The sequence below is a fragment of the Mongoliitalea sp. genome (genome assembly GCF_054166905.1).
Map to the genome: position 1 here is coordinate 217,621 of NZ_JBSZCK010000040.1, position 19,231 is coordinate 236,851.

Annotated in this window: 15 protein-coding genes; 11 read left to right on the top strand and 4 right to left on the bottom strand. The window is 41.3% G+C overall.

The window, feature by feature from the left end; translation table 11 throughout:
* Nucleotides 1–40: 40 nt before the first annotated feature.
* Complete coding sequence (moaCB, locus tag ACXIUD_RS15100; RefSeq protein WP_458053476.1) at nt 41–955, bottom strand: bifunctional molybdenum cofactor biosynthesis protein MoaC/MoaB; 915 nt, start codon at nt 953–955, stop codon at nt 41–43.
* A 266-nt stretch (nt 956–1,221) separates the two neighbouring features.
* On the opposite strand from moaCB, the gene ACXIUD_RS15105 reads away from it, so the two are divergent.
* The 5 genes from ACXIUD_RS15105 to ACXIUD_RS15125 all read left to right on the top strand — a co-directional run bounded on the left by ACXIUD_RS15105 (nt 1,222) and on the right by ACXIUD_RS15125 (nt 8,750).
* Entirely contained in the window at nt 1,222–1,596 is a 375-nt protein-coding gene (locus ACXIUD_RS15105) for a hypothetical protein (RefSeq protein WP_458053477.1), read from the top strand.
* A 114-nt stretch (nt 1,597–1,710) separates the two neighbouring features.
* Complete coding sequence (locus ACXIUD_RS15110) at nt 1,711–3,969, top strand: TonB-dependent receptor domain-containing protein (protein ID WP_458053478.1); 2,259 nt, start codon at nt 1,711–1,713, stop codon at nt 3,967–3,969.
* A 95-nt stretch (nt 3,970–4,064) separates the two neighbouring features.
* On the top strand, nt 4,065–5,246 hold the full coding sequence (locus ACXIUD_RS15115) for an aminotransferase class V-fold PLP-dependent enzyme (protein WP_458053479.1): 1,182 nt from the start codon (nt 4,065–4,067) through the stop codon (nt 5,244–5,246).
* A gap of 182 nt (nt 5,247–5,428) precedes the next feature.
* The gene (locus tag ACXIUD_RS15120) at nt 5,429–8,179 is read left to right on the top strand and encodes a M14 family zinc carboxypeptidase (protein ID WP_458053480.1); all 2,751 of its coding nucleotides are present in this window, start codon (nt 5,429–5,431) and stop codon (nt 8,177–8,179) included.
* 127 nt (nt 8,180–8,306) lie between these two features.
* Nucleotides 8,307–8,750, top strand: coding sequence for a GxxExxY protein (locus tag ACXIUD_RS15125; protein ID WP_458053481.1), 444 nt, complete (start codon nt 8,307–8,309; stop codon nt 8,748–8,750).
* Between the two features lie 192 nt (nt 8,751–8,942).
* Here ACXIUD_RS15125 and ACXIUD_RS15130 read toward each other — a convergent pair whose 3' ends face one another.
* The 3 genes from ACXIUD_RS15130 to pdxA all read right to left on the bottom strand — a co-directional run bounded on the left by ACXIUD_RS15130 (nt 8,943) and on the right by pdxA (nt 12,625).
* On the bottom strand, nt 8,943–10,091 hold the full coding sequence (locus ACXIUD_RS15130; RefSeq protein ID WP_458053482.1) for a nitrilase-related carbon-nitrogen hydrolase: 1,149 nt from the start codon (nt 10,089–10,091) through the stop codon (nt 8,943–8,945).
* Between the two features lie 66 nt (nt 10,092–10,157).
* Entirely contained in the window at nt 10,158–11,507 is a 1,350-nt protein-coding gene (locus ACXIUD_RS15135) for a flavin monoamine oxidase family protein (RefSeq protein WP_458053483.1), read from the bottom strand.
* Nucleotides 11,508–11,593: 86 nt separating this feature from the next.
* The gene (gene pdxA, locus ACXIUD_RS15140) at nt 11,594–12,625 is read right to left on the bottom strand and encodes a 4-hydroxythreonine-4-phosphate dehydrogenase PdxA (RefSeq protein WP_458053484.1); all 1,032 of its coding nucleotides are present in this window, start codon (nt 12,623–12,625) and stop codon (nt 11,594–11,596) included.
* A gap of 115 nt (nt 12,626–12,740) precedes the next feature.
* Here pdxA and rsmA point away from each other — a divergent pair, with 115 nt between their 5' ends.
* The 6 genes from rsmA (at nt 12,741) to ACXIUD_RS15170 (ending at nt 19,195) form a co-directional block, all read left to right on the top strand.
* On the top strand, nt 12,741–13,523 hold the full coding sequence (gene rsmA, locus ACXIUD_RS15145; RefSeq protein WP_458053485.1) for a 16S rRNA (adenine(1518)-N(6)/adenine(1519)-N(6))-dimethyltransferase RsmA: 783 nt from the start codon (nt 12,741–12,743) through the stop codon (nt 13,521–13,523).
* Nucleotides 13,511–14,878, top strand: a complete 1,368-nt coding sequence (gene mgtE / locus ACXIUD_RS15150; protein ID WP_458053486.1) for a magnesium transporter — start codon at nt 13,511–13,513, stop codon at nt 14,876–14,878. Before rsmA ends, mgtE begins: the two co-directional genes overlap by 13 nt.
* Before the next feature lie 174 nt (nt 14,879–15,052).
* Nucleotides 15,053–15,883, top strand: coding sequence for a helix-turn-helix domain-containing protein (locus tag ACXIUD_RS15155; protein WP_458053487.1), 831 nt, complete (start codon nt 15,053–15,055; stop codon nt 15,881–15,883).
* 186 nt (nt 15,884–16,069) lie between these two features.
* Nucleotides 16,070–16,732, top strand: coding sequence for a hypothetical protein (locus ACXIUD_RS15160; protein ID WP_458053488.1), 663 nt, complete (start codon nt 16,070–16,072; stop codon nt 16,730–16,732).
* 237 nt (nt 16,733–16,969) lie between these two features.
* Complete coding sequence (locus tag ACXIUD_RS15165) at nt 16,970–18,520, top strand: hypothetical protein (RefSeq protein ID WP_458053489.1); 1,551 nt, start codon at nt 16,970–16,972, stop codon at nt 18,518–18,520.
* Between the two features lie 9 nt (nt 18,521–18,529).
* Nucleotides 18,530–19,195, top strand: a complete 666-nt coding sequence (locus ACXIUD_RS15170; protein WP_458053490.1) for a YceI family protein — start codon at nt 18,530–18,532, stop codon at nt 19,193–19,195.
* The last annotated feature ends 36 nt before the right edge of the window (nt 19,196–19,231 follow it).

The window sequence follows — 19,231 nt, forward strand, 5'->3', positions numbered from 1 at the left end:
TAAAAGAATGCAACTCACTGCACTCTGATCACCAATGCTTTCAATGGGTAAATCTAGGTCCTTCCATCACTTTGAAAATATGGAGAATAGCAGGAAAAATGGCGTCCATGGATTCTTCTGCCCCTTTGGTAGAACCAGGTAGCGCAAGCACTAAGGTGTTTCCAATCAATCCAGCCACTGACCGTGAAAGCATGGAGTAGGGAGTTCTTTGCTGACCGTAAGAGCGAATGGCCTCTTCTACACCAGGAACTTCTTTTTCCAATAATGGCCTGATGGCTTCGGGTGTGACATCCCGTGGGGAAAGTCCTGTACCACCTGTGAAGATGACCATATCAACTTTTTCAGCAAGGAATTTCTTCAATTGGTTTTGTATCTGTTCCACTTCATCGGGAATGACTAAGTATTGATGAATGTGAACAGCCGATTGCTCTAATTTTTGAATGATAGCCATGCCTGCTCTATCTTCTTTTTTGCCTGCTGCAATAGAATCGGAACATACAATTACAGCTGCTTTTAAGTCAGTATTCTTGTCTTTTGAATAATCTGTTTTACCACCTTTTTTCTCCACCAGTTTGATCTGCTCTATGCTAATCTGTTTATCAATAGGCTTAAGCATATCATACATGGTCAAAGCTACGACCGATGCTGCATGCATGGCTTCCACTTCTACCCCTGTTTTGTAAATGGTGTGAATTTCTACATATACATAGACCTCCATTTCCTTGATTTCATAGCTGATAGCTGTAAATTCTATGGGTAGTGGATGGCAATCCGGAATCATGTCAGCAGTTCTCTTGGCTGCAAATAAGCCTGCCACTTTTGCCATTTCAAATACATCTCCTTTGGGGACTTTTTTTTCTAGGATGGCCTCAATAGTGGCTTGAGAACTTACCTTGACAATGGCCTGAGCGATGGCTTTTCGGAGGGTGGGGGATTTATGGGTTATGTTGACCATTTATTTAAAATCGATAAATAAGAAACAAGAATGAAGAGGCAATAGCTACCATTATTGAAATTAGAACTTGCTTACAAAGTAAAGGCAACAGGATAGAAAACCAAGGCAAAAACTTATGGAAATTCATGTTCTATTCATCACTATGAAAATGATTTCAATACCTGCTTTTATTTTTCCCATGAAGCTTTCCATTAAAAAAAGCCTTAACCGTGACCTTGGTCACATTATTCCAAGGAATGAAATCTAAATTTGCAACTTTATAGCACATGCTGAAATCCCTTACCTATATAGTCCTTTCACTGCTCTTGCTTGCTTCAGGAATGAGTTATTCTTTGATTCAGACCCATTTTTACATGAATAGGGAAGCTATTGCAGATGCTTTTTGTGAAAACAAGGAACAGCCTACTTTGGAGTGTGATGGATTGTGTGAATTGGATAAGCGCTTGGACAAAGCAAAAGATCATGAAGACACCAAGAAGGCACATATTCAAGAAGAGGTGCAACTGCTGTATCTATCGACACCTGCTATTCAGGTTTATTCGACTGAAAGGAAGGTAGTTGAGCAGTCCAAATGTTTATTCGTACCAGCCAATCAATCTCAAGGAGTTTTTCTTGACTTTTTTCATCCTCCCATTGCCTGATTTTTTTTAAAAAATCCACATGTGTCTTGACAAATAACCCGATAGCTACTCCTTTGAGAGTTAGCAAGGATCGATTTTGTCCAAACCTTACTCTTCAAATTCAAACTTTCGCTTATGAATTCGCCTATATTTAAAATGTATATATATCTGCTTATCCTTTTGTTTTGGGTAGCAGGCATATCTTCTCAAGCCCAGACGATCCAGCTACTTGATCGCCAAACACTAGACCCTATCATAGGATTGACTTATCATTATGCCGATCAATCCGGCATTTCAGATGAATTCGGAAAAATCACTATTCAAATTCAGGTAGGAGCGTCTATCCATTTCAGCCATGTATTGTACGGAAAATGGACCTTTGATGCGACCGAACTTCAAGAGGCAATTAGACTTGGTATAGTTTATCGGACGGAGCAATCATTCCATTTACAGCCTGTTACGGTAATTTCACTGAAGCAAACGGATGAAAAAGATCAGCGGATCATGATTTCTGATCAAGAGCGTTTGCACCACGATGCAGGGGCTATTTTAAATCAAAACCCCGTAGTCAACGGGATTCGAAAAAGTGGGTCATTTGCCTTTGATCCCGTCATGAGAGGATTTAAATACGAACAATTGAATATCGTTATAGACGGTCTTCAGTCCGCTATAGCTGCCTGTCCCAATCGCATGGACCCACCTACTTCCCAGATTGCATTGAATCGGATTAAGCAGGTTGAAATCCTCAAGGGCCCACATGCCCTGCGATATGGTATTGGCCTTGGTGGTACCATAAATTTTGTACAAGAAGACCCTAATTTCTCTTCTCCCAACGGCGTATATGGCCGATATTCCAGTATGTACGAAAGTAATGGAAATATATGGAGGAATGAGGGAAGAGTAGGCTTTTCTGGCGAGAATCACGATGTTGGTATTTTGGGATCTTGGTCTACAGGGACAGACTACGTAGACGGATCGGGTACAAGGGTACCAGCTAATTTTCGAAGAGGGACAATTGGGTTGTACGGAGACTTTAGTGTAAGTAAACGGGATTTAATTCAAATGACCCTCAATAGAAATTTTGCCAGGGATGTGGACTTTCCTTCTTTGGCCATGGATCTAAGGACGGACGATACATGGATGGGATCTCTCAAGCATACCCGAACCTTTCAAAACAGAAATTTACTTTCACTGACATCATCTGTTTACTTATCTAAGGTAGATCATTTAATGGATAATTTGCTCAGAGATCTAACTCCTCGTATGAGCAATGCCCGAGTGCCCGCTACTACCGAAAATTTTGGAGGTAGAACAGAGGGGCTTTGGAAAATAGGAAATGCCCGAATGTATGCAGGTATTGACTTTCGTTCAGAATCGGCTCAAGGGATACGGGAGCGTGAGTTTTTAGTGGGTCCCATGGCAGGAAGAGTTGTATTTGATAACGCTTGGCAGAATTCAACTATTGAAAAATTTGGTGGATTTATGAGCTATCACTTGCCTCTTGGTGACTACCTTGTTTCACTTGCAGGAAGACTGGATGTAAATCATGCGAAGGCCAAAGATACGGTACTAGAATTTGAAGTTGTCAATCCAGCAAGTGAAGTTACACAGCTGAATCCTGGAGTTTCTTTGGGTGTCAAAAAAGATATCAATGGGCAGTGGAATGCTAGCATTTGGATGGCAAGTGTACAAAGAAGTGGGAGCTTAACTGAACGATTTATCAATTACTTTCCCGTGGGGCTTGACCCCTACGAGATGGTTGGGAATCCAAATTTAAGAGCTGAAACCAATAATCAGGTAGATTTCGTTCTTGGCTATCAGGAGGGAAAAATACAGATTGAACTCAGTGCCTTTGCTGCCTATTTGACAGATTTTATTACTGCGGAAAAAACAAACCTTACACCAAGAATTGCGACTGCTCCAGGCGTTAGGCAATTTGTAAACATAGACAGGGCTTTTAAAACAGGTTTAGAGGTAGCATTTAATCAACTGATAGGATTTGGTTTTCAGCAACAAATAGCATTTGCTTATACCTATGGCCAAAATTTGGTAGTGGGAGAAGCCCTGCCTGAAATAGCCCCTTTGGATGCTCGCTATTCTTTGCAAGGCAATCATTTCAATCAAAAATTACATACGGCTTTCCGATTAAGGCATGTTCTTGCGCAAGATAGGGTTTCAACCATATTTAGTGAAATGAGTACACCAGGATTTACCTTGGTGGATGTGGACGCATCCTATACCCTCACATCCCAACTTTCCTTGAAAATGGGAGCACAAAATCTATTCAATCAAACGTATTATGAGCATCTCAATAGACCTATAGGAGCAGACAGAAGACCTTTGTTTGCGCCTGGTAGAAATTTTTTCTTGATGCTCAGTGTGAAGTTTCCTTGATGAAAGAGTCGTAAAGCTATCTAGCAAGTACACTTTTCACTTATGCTAGATAGCTTTTTTCACCCCTTTTTGAGAAAATTCCCTTGCTTGTTTTTATGTTTGATGAAGAAGAAGATTCATCCAACTCTATGAAGGACTACAAACACCTTTTCCAATTACCCGAGGATATCCATTACCTCAATGCTGCCTACATGTCACCCTTGCTTATATCAGTGGAAGAGGCAGGTATGAGCGCCTTAGTAAAAAAGAGAAATCCAACACAAATCAAACCCATTGATTTTTTTACCGAGACGGCTCGGGTAAAATCTTTGTTTGCTCAGTTGGTCAATGGTACTGCCCAACAAGTAGCCATTATTCCATCTGCATCCTATGGAATGATGACGGCAGTTTCAAATCTACCAAACGATCAGGGAAGTAAGGTTTTGGTTGTATCGGATGAATTTCCAAGTGGGTATTACACAGCTGAGCGCTGGTGTAAGGAGCATGGACAGTCGTTAGAAGTTGTGTCTGCACCTGAGGTTCATGTGGGAAAAGGTGCTCTTTGGAATCAGCAAATTTTGGATGCTATTGATGATACGTGTACGGCTATAGTTATCTCAACCATTCATTGGGCGGATGGGACTATTTTTGATTTGGAAAAAATAGGGGAGGCTTGCCAAAAGCATACTTGTTATTTAATTGTCGACGGAACACAATCCGTGGGTGCCATGCCTATTGATGTAAAAAAATGCAGGATTGACGCTTTAGTCTGTGCGGGGTATAAATGGCTGATGGGGCCCTATGCCATTGGTTTGGCATACTATTCCTCAAAATTTAATGAAGGAAAGCCTATGGAAGAGTCTTGGATGAATCGTGCCAATGCCGAGAATTTTGCCGCTCTTACCCATTACACTTCGGAATACTCTGAAGGAGCAGGACGATTCAATATGGGTGAATTTAGCAGTTTCAATCTGATGCCCATGCTTGAAGCAGCACTTATCCAATTGCTGGAATGGACTCCTGAAATGATTACGGCTTATGTGGAGGAGTTAGCCAAGCCCTTGATTTCCTTCTGTAAAGCCAATGGCTTTTGGGTAGAGGAGGAAACTTATCGTGCCAAACACCTATTTGCAATCGGATTGCCCCAAGGAATAGCCCGAACGGACCTTCTAAAATCCTTGGAAGAAGCCAAAATATACGTTTCCGTCCGAGGGGAGGGTATTCGTGTTTCTTTACATCTTTTCAATACGGAGGAAGATATTCAAGCATTTATAGATGTATTGAATAAATTCAGATAGATCAGGTCTCTCGCAGATCGAGCAGATATAACAGATTTACCGCAGATCAATTTTTTAATAATTGTTATCTGTGTGAAATCCGCCAAATCAGTTGTATCTGCGAGAGACCTTTTAAGAAAATTCGTTTTTTAGCACTGATTATTTTTTGTACTTTCCTGACATCATCAACAAAGTCAGTTCCTATGCTACGAAAAATACTTTCCCTTGCCTTTATTTTTTGTCTTCATACCTCGCTTTTTGCTCAGCAACTCGATCAGACGTACAATCAGCTCATCAAAGATTTCACGACCGATGCACGATTTCTACCGGAGAAACTCTTGAATGTGGTGGATCATCCGACCATTCCATCTCCCTTAAAGCATTTTGGTCATATCATTGGGGCAGAAGGTCATGTCCACCGTTCGGAGGAGATTTTTGGGTATTATAAGAAACTCGCAGAGACTTCGGCCATGGTTCATATGCAAGAAATGGGGAAATCAGAAGAGGGGAGATCGTTTTATCTGGTAGTGATTGCAGATGAAGCTAGCATTGGAAAATTGGAGCACTACAAAGCTCAAACAGCCCGATTGGCAGATGCACGGATCACCAGTCCAGAACAAGCAAAGACAATCATCCTAGATAGTAAACCCATCTATTACGTTTCAGGGGGGATGCATGCTACGGAAATGGGCTCGCCTGAAATGATGATGGAATTAGCTTACCGCTTAGTGACTTCCCCAGAAGATGAAATCCGTCAGATCCGGGAAAATATCATCACCGTCATCAACCCAATCATGGAACCGGATGGTTGGGATAAGCAGGTGGATTGGTACTATAGATATACCAAAGGCAGAGATAAGTTTGATGATGGGTTTCCGCGCTCTACACCTTACTGGGGAAAATATGTCTTTCATGATAACAACCGGGATGGTTTGCAGATCTCTCAAGCCATCACTAAAAGTATTTTCAAGGGCTTTTTCGAGTTTCATCCAACCGTCATGTTGGACCTGCATGAGTCAGTGCCTTTGTTATACATCTCCACAGGTACAGGGCCGTACAATGACTACGTAGATCCTATTACTCAAAGTGAATGGCAGGTCATGGGTAACCATGATGTGGCAGCAGTTGCTGCTCAGGGTATGCCAGGTGCCTTTACTTGGGCCTTTTACGATGGTTGGTGGCCAGGTTATGGAATTTGGGTGGCCAATAATCACAATTCCAATGGGCGTTTTTATGAAACCTATGGAAATGCAGGGGCCGACACCTATCTGAGAGATTTGTCAACATCCAGATATGCAGGAGATTTGGCTACTTCGAAGGAATGGTACAGGCCAGATCCAGCGACGCCTCAAGTCTTGTGGTCTTTTAGAAATAATATCAATTATACCCAAGTGGGAGTGATTGCTTCCTTATCCTATGCAGCAACCAATAGCAAGTTATTGTTAGAGAATTTTTATAAAAAAGGCTACAACAGCTTGCAGAAAGGGAAAAACGAAGGTCCAAAAGCTTTTTCAATAGCCAAAGCTCAGCGTGATCCGAGTATGGCGGCCTACTTAGCCAATCAATTGATTGCTCAAGGAATCGAAGTGCATGAAAATGACACGCATTACATTGCGCTAACCGAACAGCCCTATAGAAATTTATTGGTTTCTCTGATGACTCCTACGGCCTACCCAAAGGATGCCAAATTCCCTCCCTATGATGCCATTGCTTGGACTTTGCCTAATTTGTATGGAGTGGAAGTGGAAACGCATCAGGAGTTGAATCTCCAAATGAGCGAATTGACTCGAGTGGCTGAAGGGGTTAGGTATGAAGGGAAAGCGCAAGGTGATGGAAGCAGTTACTTGATTCCCTATCATGCACAAGCGAATGTTCTGCCAGCGCTCTATGCGATCAAATCCAAAAATCGTAATGCAGAGCTTTTTGTACTCTCGAATAGTACAGAGATCAAAGGAGAACTTTATCCAGCTGGAACCATCCTCGTGCGAAAAATCAACCGTTCCTTAGCAGAGCAAGTAGCGAAAGAATTCGGGATTGACTTGGTTCCCGAGCCTTTGACGATTATGAGAGCGGCTTTACGAGATGTTCAACTACCGAGAATAGCCATTTATCATACATGGTTCAATACCCAAGATGAAGGTTGGTCCCGTTACACCTTTGATACCAATAAAATCCCGTATACCAGTATAGACAAAGACGCACTGAAAGCAGGAAATCTCCGCTCCAAGTACGACGTGATTTTGATTCCTAGAGTAAGGGGAACTGCCAAAAACTTCATTCATGGGGTAGACAGCAAATATGGTCCTATGCCCTATACAAAGACTGCTGAATTTCCATCTCATGGATTTCCATCCAGCACGGCAGATATGACGGGAGGTCCTGGTTTTCTGGGGATGGAACAGTTGAAAAAGTTTGTGGAAGAAGGGGGTATGGTTATTGCCTTGGAAAATAGTGCCGCAATCTTGGCAGAAGCAGGTTTGATTTCCGAATTGTCAGCTGTGAGTACACCGAGTTTGTTTCATCCTGGTTCCATCGTGCGAGGCAAGGCCCGAAAAAGTACCCATCCAATATTATATGGCTATCCCGAAGACTTTGATTTGTTTAGAGGGAATGGACCGCTTTTACAAACGGATAAGTATAATCGAGACTACATGATTGCCCAGTACGGCTATGGGCAATTGAAAGATGAGGTGCCTTATGAAGGACCGATTTTGGGTATGCCAACAGTAGAAAAAGTAGAGAAAGAAGAAAAACCTTCCACTAAAAATCCGGCCTACGTAGTATCTGGCATGGTGCGCAACGAACAGGAAATCATCGGTCACGGCGCTATCTTCCACGTTCCTGTGGGCAAAGGTTCCATCGTAGCCTTCACCTTCGATCCTCTCCACCGATACTTGAACTTACACCAAGCCCCCATGGTATGGAATGCAATTATCAATTGGAATTATAGGTAAGGCTCTCGCAAAAGGTTATCGCAGATAAAGGGGATATGGCGGATTTCCCACAGATCAAATATTAGTTGATGGTTATTGATTCTAATAGTTGGGAAGGGACAAGCCTCTGAAGAAAATTAAGTATTTATTGAAGTACTTAAATTTGGAACTGATTTGCTCACATATTCTATTTTTGGGTATGGAGGAAAATGATGTTAGCTATAAGATTAGGGGAGCAATATTTGCTGTGTATAACCACTTTGGTCCAGGGCTGTTAGAGACAATTTATGAAAAAGCATTAGCCTTGGAGTTGGAAGAACAAGGGTTAAAATTGCAAACACAAGTTACCCTTCCAATAGTCTACAGAGGAGTAAAATTAGAAGGAAATTATCGCTTAGATATTCTTGTAGAAGATAAAGTGATTGTTGAAGTTAAATCAGTGGAAGAATTGCATGATGTCCATAAAAAGCAATTATTAAGCTATCTAAGACTTTCGGGATTGAAATTGGGTATTTTAGTGAATTTCAACACCAATGAATTAGTCAATAAAAAAAGTATCATAAGAATCATCAATACCAGAGAATCCAAGTAATCAACTTTAACTAAATCCAAATAAACTCACTCAATTAAGTCTTGTAGGTTTGCTATATAACTAGCATTTTAAAGTAATCTGCCTAAAATCCAAGTAATTAAATCTGCTTGAAATCTTCACTATCTGTTTTATCAGCGAGAAACTCTCCTAAAATCAAAAAAAATAATCTGCGCTTAATCTGTTCAATCCCTTTTATCTGCGAGAACTTTCTGCGAGAGACAAATTCCATATACCCCCTCTTTCCGCCTCTTTTATATCTAGCAACACTCCATTCAGAATAAAAAATGGCTGTCCATCGGTGCCGAGGTCCCAGAGTTGGCCTCGGAGGAAGATGTTAGCGCCGTGGCGGGCTTGGGTGGTGGAGATGCGACCGGGGAGGGCGTATTTTTTCCATGCTTCCTGTTCGGTGAGGGTTCCGATATCTGAAAGTGCTACATCGGATGGGGTGGGAGCACCGTTATAACCAGCCCATGGAATGCTCATGGCTCCGTTACCTGCACAATAGGAATTGACCAAGATAATGTCAGCAGATTGGATGGCTTGGTAAGATTCTGGATACCAGGAGTCCGCGCATACCAATACGCCGATTTTGCCAATAGGTAATTGAATGACTGGGATATTTGAGGGATTGGCTGCTGTCACAAAAGGCTGTTCGGATTCAATAGGAAAGGCTTTTTGTACAGCATAAGGAAGGATTTCTCCCGTCGGGCTAAAAACAAAGGAAGTATTTTTGATCGGGTCAGAGGGAGTAACTTGAATTGTTCCCTGAGTTACATGGGCTCCCGGAAGGTTGATGGACCCGGCCACGATATGTACGCTATAATTTCTTGCCAATTGCTGAAAAGTAGTACTGTAAATTCGAGCCATTTCCTGACTTTTCATGCGAAATAGGGTGGAAGCAATACGATCTTCATCAGAAGATGATAAGAAGTAGTTTTTTAAAAAACTCAGGGGGTTACTCAACAATAATGTGGCCATGGCACCGGTTAAGGTATAAGCCTTGCTAACCGCTACTTTTTCGTTGGAAATAACCAACCAGGTGCCAAGGTATTCAGGAAGTAGAACAACGGTTTTATCTCCAAAAAATCCTGCCTGCTCAGCTTTATTGAAATAGGCGTCCATTTTTTGGAAAAACAGTTCCTCGCTCAAATAGTCAGCAGGAAGCATGTAAGGCTGAATGCCCACAATATTGCCAGTAGTTGTATCATATCCAACTGGATTGATGTCCTCAACCAAGCTGATATGGGATTCCGTAGAAATTGACTCAACTGAATACCCCACATTCACCCATACTCCCCACCCAACCAGTATAATTACCAAACCAATCCTAACCTTTCTCATGCCTACTTTATCTGTTTTCAATCATTCAAAATCAAAAAATACCTGCGCTCAATCTGCCCAATTCCCTTAATCTTTGAGAGATAAAATGATGTCGGTAGCCGTTTTTTCTCCAGCTAAGACTGCCCCTTCAATATACCCAAACCAACGAGTAGCTGCCTCCGTACCGGCCCAATGAATGCGTCCGGTTGTTTCCCGATAAGCATCCTGAAAACCGGTCCAAGCACCTGTGGGGTACAAGCCTGCATAGCAGCCTCGGGACCAAGCTTCATCTGTCATGGTAAAATCTTCATAACGAATGGGGGTGGATGCTTCTGCACCAAAATAGGAAACCAATTGTTTTTCCATAGCTTTCTGCCGGTCTTTTTTTACATGTGCAAAGTAGGCCTTGCATCTTTCTGCAATGGTAAAACCTAAAATAATACCAATCGATCCATCATTAGGAGAAGCATCGAAAAGTGTTTGGAAAGGTGATTGCTCGTCAGCTAGTACCTGTCCACTAAATCCTTTTTCTCTCCAAAATGGTTTTTTGTAAATCATAAAACATTTTCCTACCTGCCCCATGGCTATACGATCCATAACTTGTCTTTTGTTGGCGGGCAGCATGGGATTGAAATTGATTTTGGCAGCGAGTGGTGGAGGGATAGCTATGATCAGTTTTTTAGCAGTGAAAGAGACCTTCTCGGTATAAACAGTTACTGAAGAGTCACCTTGTTCTATCTTGCTGACTGCATGAGATAACAGGATGGAACCCTCAAATGCTTTGGCCATACGTTCGGCTATGGTTCCCATACCACCTTGAATGCGATGCTGTTGAGCACCATTTTTGATGCTGACGAGGGTATTTAAGTCAGTTCCGGAACGAATGTAAAACAAGGCATGAAGTAATGAGATTTCATTCATTTCCGAAGCAAAGACTGTTTCGCATGCCAATCGGATGACTTTTTTGCAGGCTTTGGTTTTACAGTTTTTGCTTATAAAAGCTTCCAAACTAATGCTGTCATACTCTTTTGCATTGGAGTGAGCCCAAGGTTGGTTTAAATCGATGGAGGCTGCCATTTTCTCCATTTTTTTCATGACCCAGTCAAGATTAATCAAGGAAATGATGTCCATTTTGGGAATTAGGCCTGCGTAACTCCTTATTTTATTATTCAGATCTAATAAGTTTTTACCTTCATCGTAAGTTTCGAAGAAGTCGACTCCATACTCTCGGCACAGTTCATACATACGGTCTTGCGTTGGACCTATCCATTGCCCACCTAAATCCAAGTAGAAACCATCCTCCCAGCGTTTGGTATATACTCTGCCACCGATTCTGTCTCGTGCTTCCAGAATTTTGAATGATTTCCCGGCTTCATGGAGCTTTTTACCGGCAGCAATTCCTGAAAATCCTGCGCCAATGATGAGTACGTCTAGCATAAAGTTTACATGGGTTTATTGCAATCCTCGTCATTAAAATTAAAAAGGGAGTTAGTCATTTGTGATTGATCAACTCCCAGTTAGTTTTATTCATCTTCTTGTTCATTTTCCCAGTTACCTCGATTTTTTAAAATATCATAGGCCTGAAGGATGGCTGCTCGCATGGAACCTTCGTCTGCAACATTTTTTCCTGCGATGTTATAGGCAGTGCCATGGTCAGGGGAGGTGCGCACGATCGGTAATCCAGCTGTAAAATTGACTCCTGAGTCAAAGGCCATGGATTTGAATGGGATCAATCCTTGGTCGTGATACATGGCAAGGACACCATCAAATTTCTTTTGGTGCATCATTCCGAAAAATCCATCAGCAGGATAAGGGCCAAAAACCAACTTACCTTTATCTTTAAATTCTCGGATGACAGGACTTATAATTTCAGTTTCCTCTGTTCCTAGGAGTCCGTCTTCACCTGCATGAGGGTTTAATCCCAAGACTGCTACTTTTGGTTTGTTGATTCCAAAATCATTTTCTAAGGAATTCAACATAACGGTCAATTTCTTCCGGATATTTTCTGCTGTTAATTTATTGCCAATTTGAGTAATCGGAATATGGCCGGTCACCAGCCCCACTCGGATATCTTCTGCTACTAAAAACATCAAACTGTCTTCCGCTCCAAAGGCATCAGTCAGATATTCTGTATGCCCGATAAACTTTTTTTCAGGGGAGTTGATATTGTTTTTATTCAATGGAGCCGTAACTAATCCATCGATTTTATTTGTTTTTAGATCTTCAATCGCTTGGTTCAAGGCGGCTAAAGCCATTTTTCCAGACTCTTGGGTTTCTACTCCTGGCATGACCTCAGGGCTTTCTTCCAAAACGTTGACCAAATTTATTTTTTTATGATGTACTTCATCCACCGAACGGATTTGCATAAAGTTGAAATCTTCCAGCTCCAATTGCTTTCGGTAGAAGGCCATAGTCTTGCCATGTCCATAGATAACTGGAGTCACCAAACGCATGATTCGGTTGTCTAACAAGGCTTTCATGGTTACTTCTGCACCGATTCCATTGATGTCTCCAATGCTGATTCCGATGATGGGTTTCTGTTTTCTATTACTCATTAATTTTTGATTAGCGTACCAAGCTTCACAAGGACTTCACATAAGATAGTAGGCCTTTGTGATAATTGTCTTATTTTTGAACTGCAATTTATATAAAAATATCAAAGTTAGCCGCATGGACAAAGTCAAACCCAAAAAACACCTGGGACAGCATTTTCTTACAGATTTAAGGATTGCTCAGCGGATAGCAGATGCTGTCACCGGGCATCAACATGTAAATAAAGTGTTGGAAATAGGTCCAGGAATGGGGGTCTTGACAGATTTCTTGCTAGAAAAGGCATGGGATTTATACTTGGTAGATATTGATTCAGAATCCATTGTCTATTTGAATCAGAAATACCCTCAGTTAGGTGATAAAATCATAGAGGCTGATTATTTGAAAAAGGATTTTACACCAATCATGCAAGGGCCTTATGCAGTGGCAGGTAATTTTCCTTACAATATTTCTTCCCAAATTTTTTTCAAGATTTTGGAAGAGCGCTCGCATGTCACGGAGGTGGTGTGTATGTTGCAAAAAGAAGTAGCAGAGCGGATCGCATCCCCAAAAGGCAATAAGGATTATGGGATTTTATCTGTTTTATTGCAGGCTTTCTATGATATTGAGTATCTATTTACTGTTCCGCCTGGAGTGTTCAATCCACCCCCCAAAGTTAATTCCGGAGTTATCCGTCTTCGGAGGAATGGAGTGACCCACTTGGCATGCGACGAGAAATTGTTTTTCAAAGTTGTGAAACAAGGTTTTGCCACTAGAAGAAAGACATTGAGAAACTGCATGAAGGTGTTCAATGTATCCTCAGAATTAAACAGTAGTCCTGTAATGGACAAGCGGGCAGAACAGTTGGATGTGCAGGAGTTTGTGAGTTTAACCCAAAAAATACAAGAGTCTTGGAACCAATAAAATCATTTTCATTATCCAAAGAATACTTAGAAAGTCTACGGGAAGGCATTGAAGAGCAACAAATAGACTTCATTAAAGAATCTTTGGAAGGAGCCAATGTAGCGGATATTGCAGCTATTTTGGATGAATTGAACATGGAGGAGGCTCTGTATGTGTTGCGTCTTCTGGAGGCTGACATTGCGGCTGACATCTTGATTGAGTTGGAAGAGGACTCCTTGCTCAAAGTGATTCGAGAGATGGAGTCTTCCGAATTGGCTGGATTCATCGAGCATATGGATTCCGATGATGCGGTGGATATTCTGATATTGATGCCGTTTAAAGAGCGGGAGGAGGTAATTTCTAATCTGACTGAAAAGGAAAAATCAGCCAATATCTTAGACCTCTTACGCTATGATGAGGATTCGGCAGGTGGTTTGATGGCCAAGGAATTTATCAAAGCCAATCAAAACTGGAATGTAGTACAGACCATAGAAGAAATTCGAAGACAAGCTGAACGGGTAGAAAAAATTTATTCTATTTATGTGGTGGATAATAAGCAGCATTTGTTGGGACGTGTGTCATTGAAGAAAATCATCCTAGCTGCTTCCGATACCAAGATTATGGATATTTATGAGCCTGATATAGTGTCTGTTCCTACGCATGCGGATGGGGAGGAAGTTGCTGAAATTATGCGAAAATATGATTTGGAGTCTATCCCTGTAGTCAATGCGAAAAACCGACTGGTCGGTAGAATTACCGTGGATGATGTCTTGGATTTAATCCGGGAGCAATCTGAAGAGGATATACAGGCAATGACTGGTATTTCCGCAGATGTGGAGGAGTCTGATTCCATTTTTAAAATATCTAAAGCGCGTCTTCCTTGGTTGCTAATCGGAGTAATAGGAGGTTTGATGGGCGCTCAAATCATTGGTTTTTTTGAAGAAGGTTTGAGCAAGTATATCGCCTTGGCTTCTTTTATTCCTTTGGTAGCTGCTACAGGTGGAAATGTAGGAATTCAATCTTCTTCCTTAGTGGTGCAAACCTTGGCATCCAAATCAGTCTTTGATGATACCCCATGGCAACGCTTTATCAAAGGTGTTTCCATTGCATTGGTGAATGGAGTTGTATTGGGCATATTTGTATTTTTAGTGGTTCACTTTGTCTATGGTTTTGAATCTATTTTTGGAATCACTGTAGGTTTAGCCATGTTTTGCGTGGTGTTGTTAGCCTCCTTTATGGGTACAGTTACACCATTGGTTTTAGATAAATTCGGTATTAATCCCGCAATTGCCTCGGGCCCCTTTATTACTACGGCAAATGATCTATTGGGATTGGCGGTTTATTTTGGAGTAGCTATGGCATTACTTAAATTATAAAAATGTTTTTCTGGGAAAGTAGAAAGCAAGGCCGATTAAACGTATTTGTTTACATCCATTTAAAGTTATTATAGGGGATAATCACCTGAAAGTAAGCATGCTTATACCCTGATTAGGGTATTGCTTAAGCCGTCAAAGAGTTCTAATTTGTCGTGGAAATAAGAATTCAAACAAATGTTAAGAGCTCATTCATTTAATCCACATCCTTTGTTGTCAAACTTTGTCCAAAGTGTTTTTATAGTGGATCATGTCCTTGATCCAAATGAAGGAGGTGTTATCGGTCAATATCCTCCAACACCCCAGCATTGTATTTTTTTATATATCAAAGCAAAGTTTAAAGCCAAGAAGGTCAATGAGCTTGCGTTTAAGGTAAGACCAAAGGCTGTGGTGGTGGGGCCACAGGCGACAAGAATGGAATTGACTGTTAATCAAGATTACACAGTTGCGGTTATTGGTTTCCGCCCAGGTGGTCTTTTTAGGTTGCTGGGAATTCCCATGGAAGAGATTTTTGATGATGGCTTTGACGGATTGGAATTGATGGGGTCTGATATCAATGAACTGGTGGACAGGTGTGCTGAAATGAAATCATTGGACAAAATTCATGAATGCATAGAGAATTATTTGCTTAGTAAATTAACCAAGGTTAAAGAATTGCTTCCCATCGACAAAGCATTCTTATATATGCTCAAATATCAAGGCCATATGCCAATCACTCAGGTGGCTGATTTGGCATGTCTGAGCGTGAGGCAATTTGAAAGAAAATGCAAAGAAAGATTGGGATTTTCCCCAAAAGTCTATTCCAGATTAATTAGATTTTCCAATGCCTACAGACTTTTTGAGAGGTCCGAAACCCCTAATTGGTCTGAAATAGCTTATCTGTCCGGTTATTACGATCAGATGCATTTTATCAAAGACTTCAAAGAGTTTGCGGGAATCACGCCAACGATGATGGAAGAGGAGTTGAAAAGGAAGCCATTGAGATTTCAGAAGGAAATTAGGTTCTAAGAGCGAGGGAAAAGAGGAAAGAATTAAGATTCAAGATGTCTTGATTCTTGTTTCTTGCATCTTGTCTCTAAACAAACATGTCGTTTTTTTACTATCCATTTTTTTGCTTTCAGACTAGGTTTGTAGGGTAATTATTGTTAAATCTTAATTCTTAAAGCAATGAAAGGAATTGGAAACTATTTGTTAATGAAACTATTTATCGGCCTTGCCTTTTTGGTGATTGCATGTTCTAATGAGGATGGAGAGCCCACTATTTCAGAGCTTGAGAAAGCCCGACTAGAATACGAGAAACTGAAAGCCAATCCTTACTTTATCGAGTTGGCGTTCCCTGCGGATGATCCAGGACCACCATTTTATGCCAGAATTGCGGTTTTAGGCCCAGATAAACTGATTATGGAATCCAATGGCACCATTGTGATTCCCATGATGCGGGACGTTCAATGCATCGATCCTGAATTCAATTTGCTAGACCTGTACCATGTTCCAAATGGATTTTTTTGTCCTTTGACACTTTCAGGAAAAGGACTGATTGAGCCGAATACACCCATGGGAACTTTTCCTGTGATTGCGTATGGTGGAGGAACGAATATGCCAGTTTGGTTTGTGGATAGTGCTCCTTTGTTAAATGCCATTTCAGACGGGGTTCTTACTCTTCCGGAACTGGAAGCCCTCAGCCCTAGAAAAGGAGTTGCTTCTCGTTATGAAGAATATAATAAGCCAAGGACTGAGGAAGATTATTTGTTGGTCATTGAGTCCGAGGGAACCATTCCAGGTACCAATCAGCGCTTTGAGTACAAGGTGATTTCCAGAACCAAGGCGAGACAAGACGTGGAGTTGAGGTTTTGGTAAGTTATAAAATAAATCCAAGGCTGAAGACTTGAACTAAGACAGAACGAAACTTTTCCAAAGTTTCGAACTTTGGAAAAGTTTTAAAACTCGGAAAGTTAGCATCTGACCAGTAGACAAACAGGCAACATAGACCTGGCAGGTTTTTGAAACCTGCCAGGTCTTATCCCCTGATTAGGGTATTGTGATCGGTTTTTGAAAGCACTAATTTGTGTAAGTAATTGATAACAAAGCTTCAAAATGAAAATAAAAGACTTTCTTTCAAGACTTCCGCTGTGGCTATACGCTTGTATGCTGCTCCCGCTATTGGCTTTTGGATTGAGCAAGCAGGGTATTGCTTATTTTTCTGTATTAGATTTTCCCCGTATCTGGACAGATGAAGCCATGAAAGATTGGGAACTGCCCAATTCCAATCCGGAGTTTTCCGCACAGCCTGTTTCCGAAGAGTTTTACTATAACCTTCCCGAGCGAGTAATTTATAAAACCTATCCTGTGTATCATCCCGACCATGAACCCGAAGGGTATTGGGAGTGGCTGCACGAACAAGAAGCGGAGATTGTATTGGAGGAAAGCAAGCTTTTAACAGAAGAGGATTGGATCAGGGCAGGTGAATTGCTCTTTGACTATCCTATAGACACTTTAGGTGCTGTAATTAGTACCCAACATGTTCGGAATCCAGATTTTTACACCGCAACAGGAATGCCCTTGACACCGGAAGGAGTGATGCCTTTTGCGCAGTGGGTAGTGGCAGGCAAGGGGAAGGTTTATTTAGGCAATCTTTCCTGTGCCATGTGTCATACTCGGGTAATGGAGGACGGGTCATTGCTAAAAGGTGCCCAAGGAAATTGGCCGGGGGATAAGGCTTTTGTTTTTGCTTTAGAATCGGATGGCGTTTCTGAAAGGGGTGTTCAAGGAATCACCAATATTTTGTTTGGAAGTCCTTTTGCAGAAGGAAACCCCCATGGTAAATTACTGGAAAGTGGAAGAAAAAGTATTCTGGAGGCTTATAAGGCAGTTCCTGAAGGAGCTTTTGGAAGGCAGGGAACCAGTATTTTGTATCCTCCTCAGGCCCCTAACCTGATTGGAGTAAAGGATAGAAAATACCTGGATCATGGAGGACTGGGTCAGCATCGAAATATCGAAGACATGATGCGTTATATCGCCATGAACCAAGCTTTGGATTTTTTAAATTTTTATGGGGACTATAATTCACTGGGCCTGACCAAAGAACAATTGTACAGCGGTCAGCCCATTTTTTTTCCTGGAACACATGATCGACATTCAGAAGCACAATTATATGCCATTGCAAAATATGTTTATTCATTGACACCACCGGAAAACCCTAATAAACCATCAGCTGTCAGCGAGCGGGGAAAGATCATTTTTGCGGAACAAGGTTGCGTAACCTGTCATACCCCGCCGCTTTTTACTAACAACAAGTTGACCCCTGCCGATGGATTTGAAGTCCCTGATGAACATTATGACAAATATGATATCTTCGATATTTCTGTAGGTACAGATCCTGGTTACACGATGAAGACCAGAAGAGGAACGGGCTATTATAAAGTCCCTTCTTTGTTGGGATTATGGTACAGGGGACCCTTTCTTCATGATGCTTCATTGGCCAAATTAGAGGATTTGTTTGATCCCGCCAGATTAAGGGATGATTATGTACCAACCGCCTTCAAAGCGCATGATGTAAAGACCAAAGCTGTTGGAGGACATGAATTTGGGATGGAGTTGAATGATGTGGATAAGAAGGCTTTGATTGCTTATTTGCTGACATTGTAATTAACACTTATGGTGATTTATAAGAACTATGATATTTATGGATACCTGCCCTACGGCAGGCGGGTTGGATATTTGGATATTATTCTTGACCCGCTGCGCTCGTTGCGTATTTTACGCTGTGCTCGCTGCGTGAACCCAATCTTGGAAAAGAAGAAAATCCAACTAACGCTAAGTTTGTTGTTAGTGATTTTGTTTGTTTCATTTTCACTTTTGGCCCAAACAATCAAACCTGAAAACCCTATTCAATTCAAAATCAAAAATGCAGGTATCACAGTAGATGGGGCAATTTCGGACTGGATGGTGGAGGTGGATTTTGATCCAAAGAAATTGGGAGCATCCAGTATCAGAGGGACAGCTAATCCTGAAAGTATTCATACAGGTATCAAATTACGAGATAAGCATTTGCAAGGCAGAGAGTATTTTGATGTAAAGAAATACCCTGAGTTACGTTTGCAATCCAAGTCATTCAAAACCAATGGTAAAAATGGGTTTATAGGGATTTTTGAACTTCAGATTAGGGATGTAAAAAAGGAGGTGGAAATTCCATTTTCTGTGACCAATACAGGAAAACAAAGGAAGTTTAAAGGAGAGTTTGTAATTGACCGCTTGGATTTTGGGCTAGGGGAGAAGAGTTTGGTTCTTTCGGATGAAGTTAGAATTATTATTGAGTTATAGATTAATTTTTCCCACAGAATCAATGTAAAGTTTTTG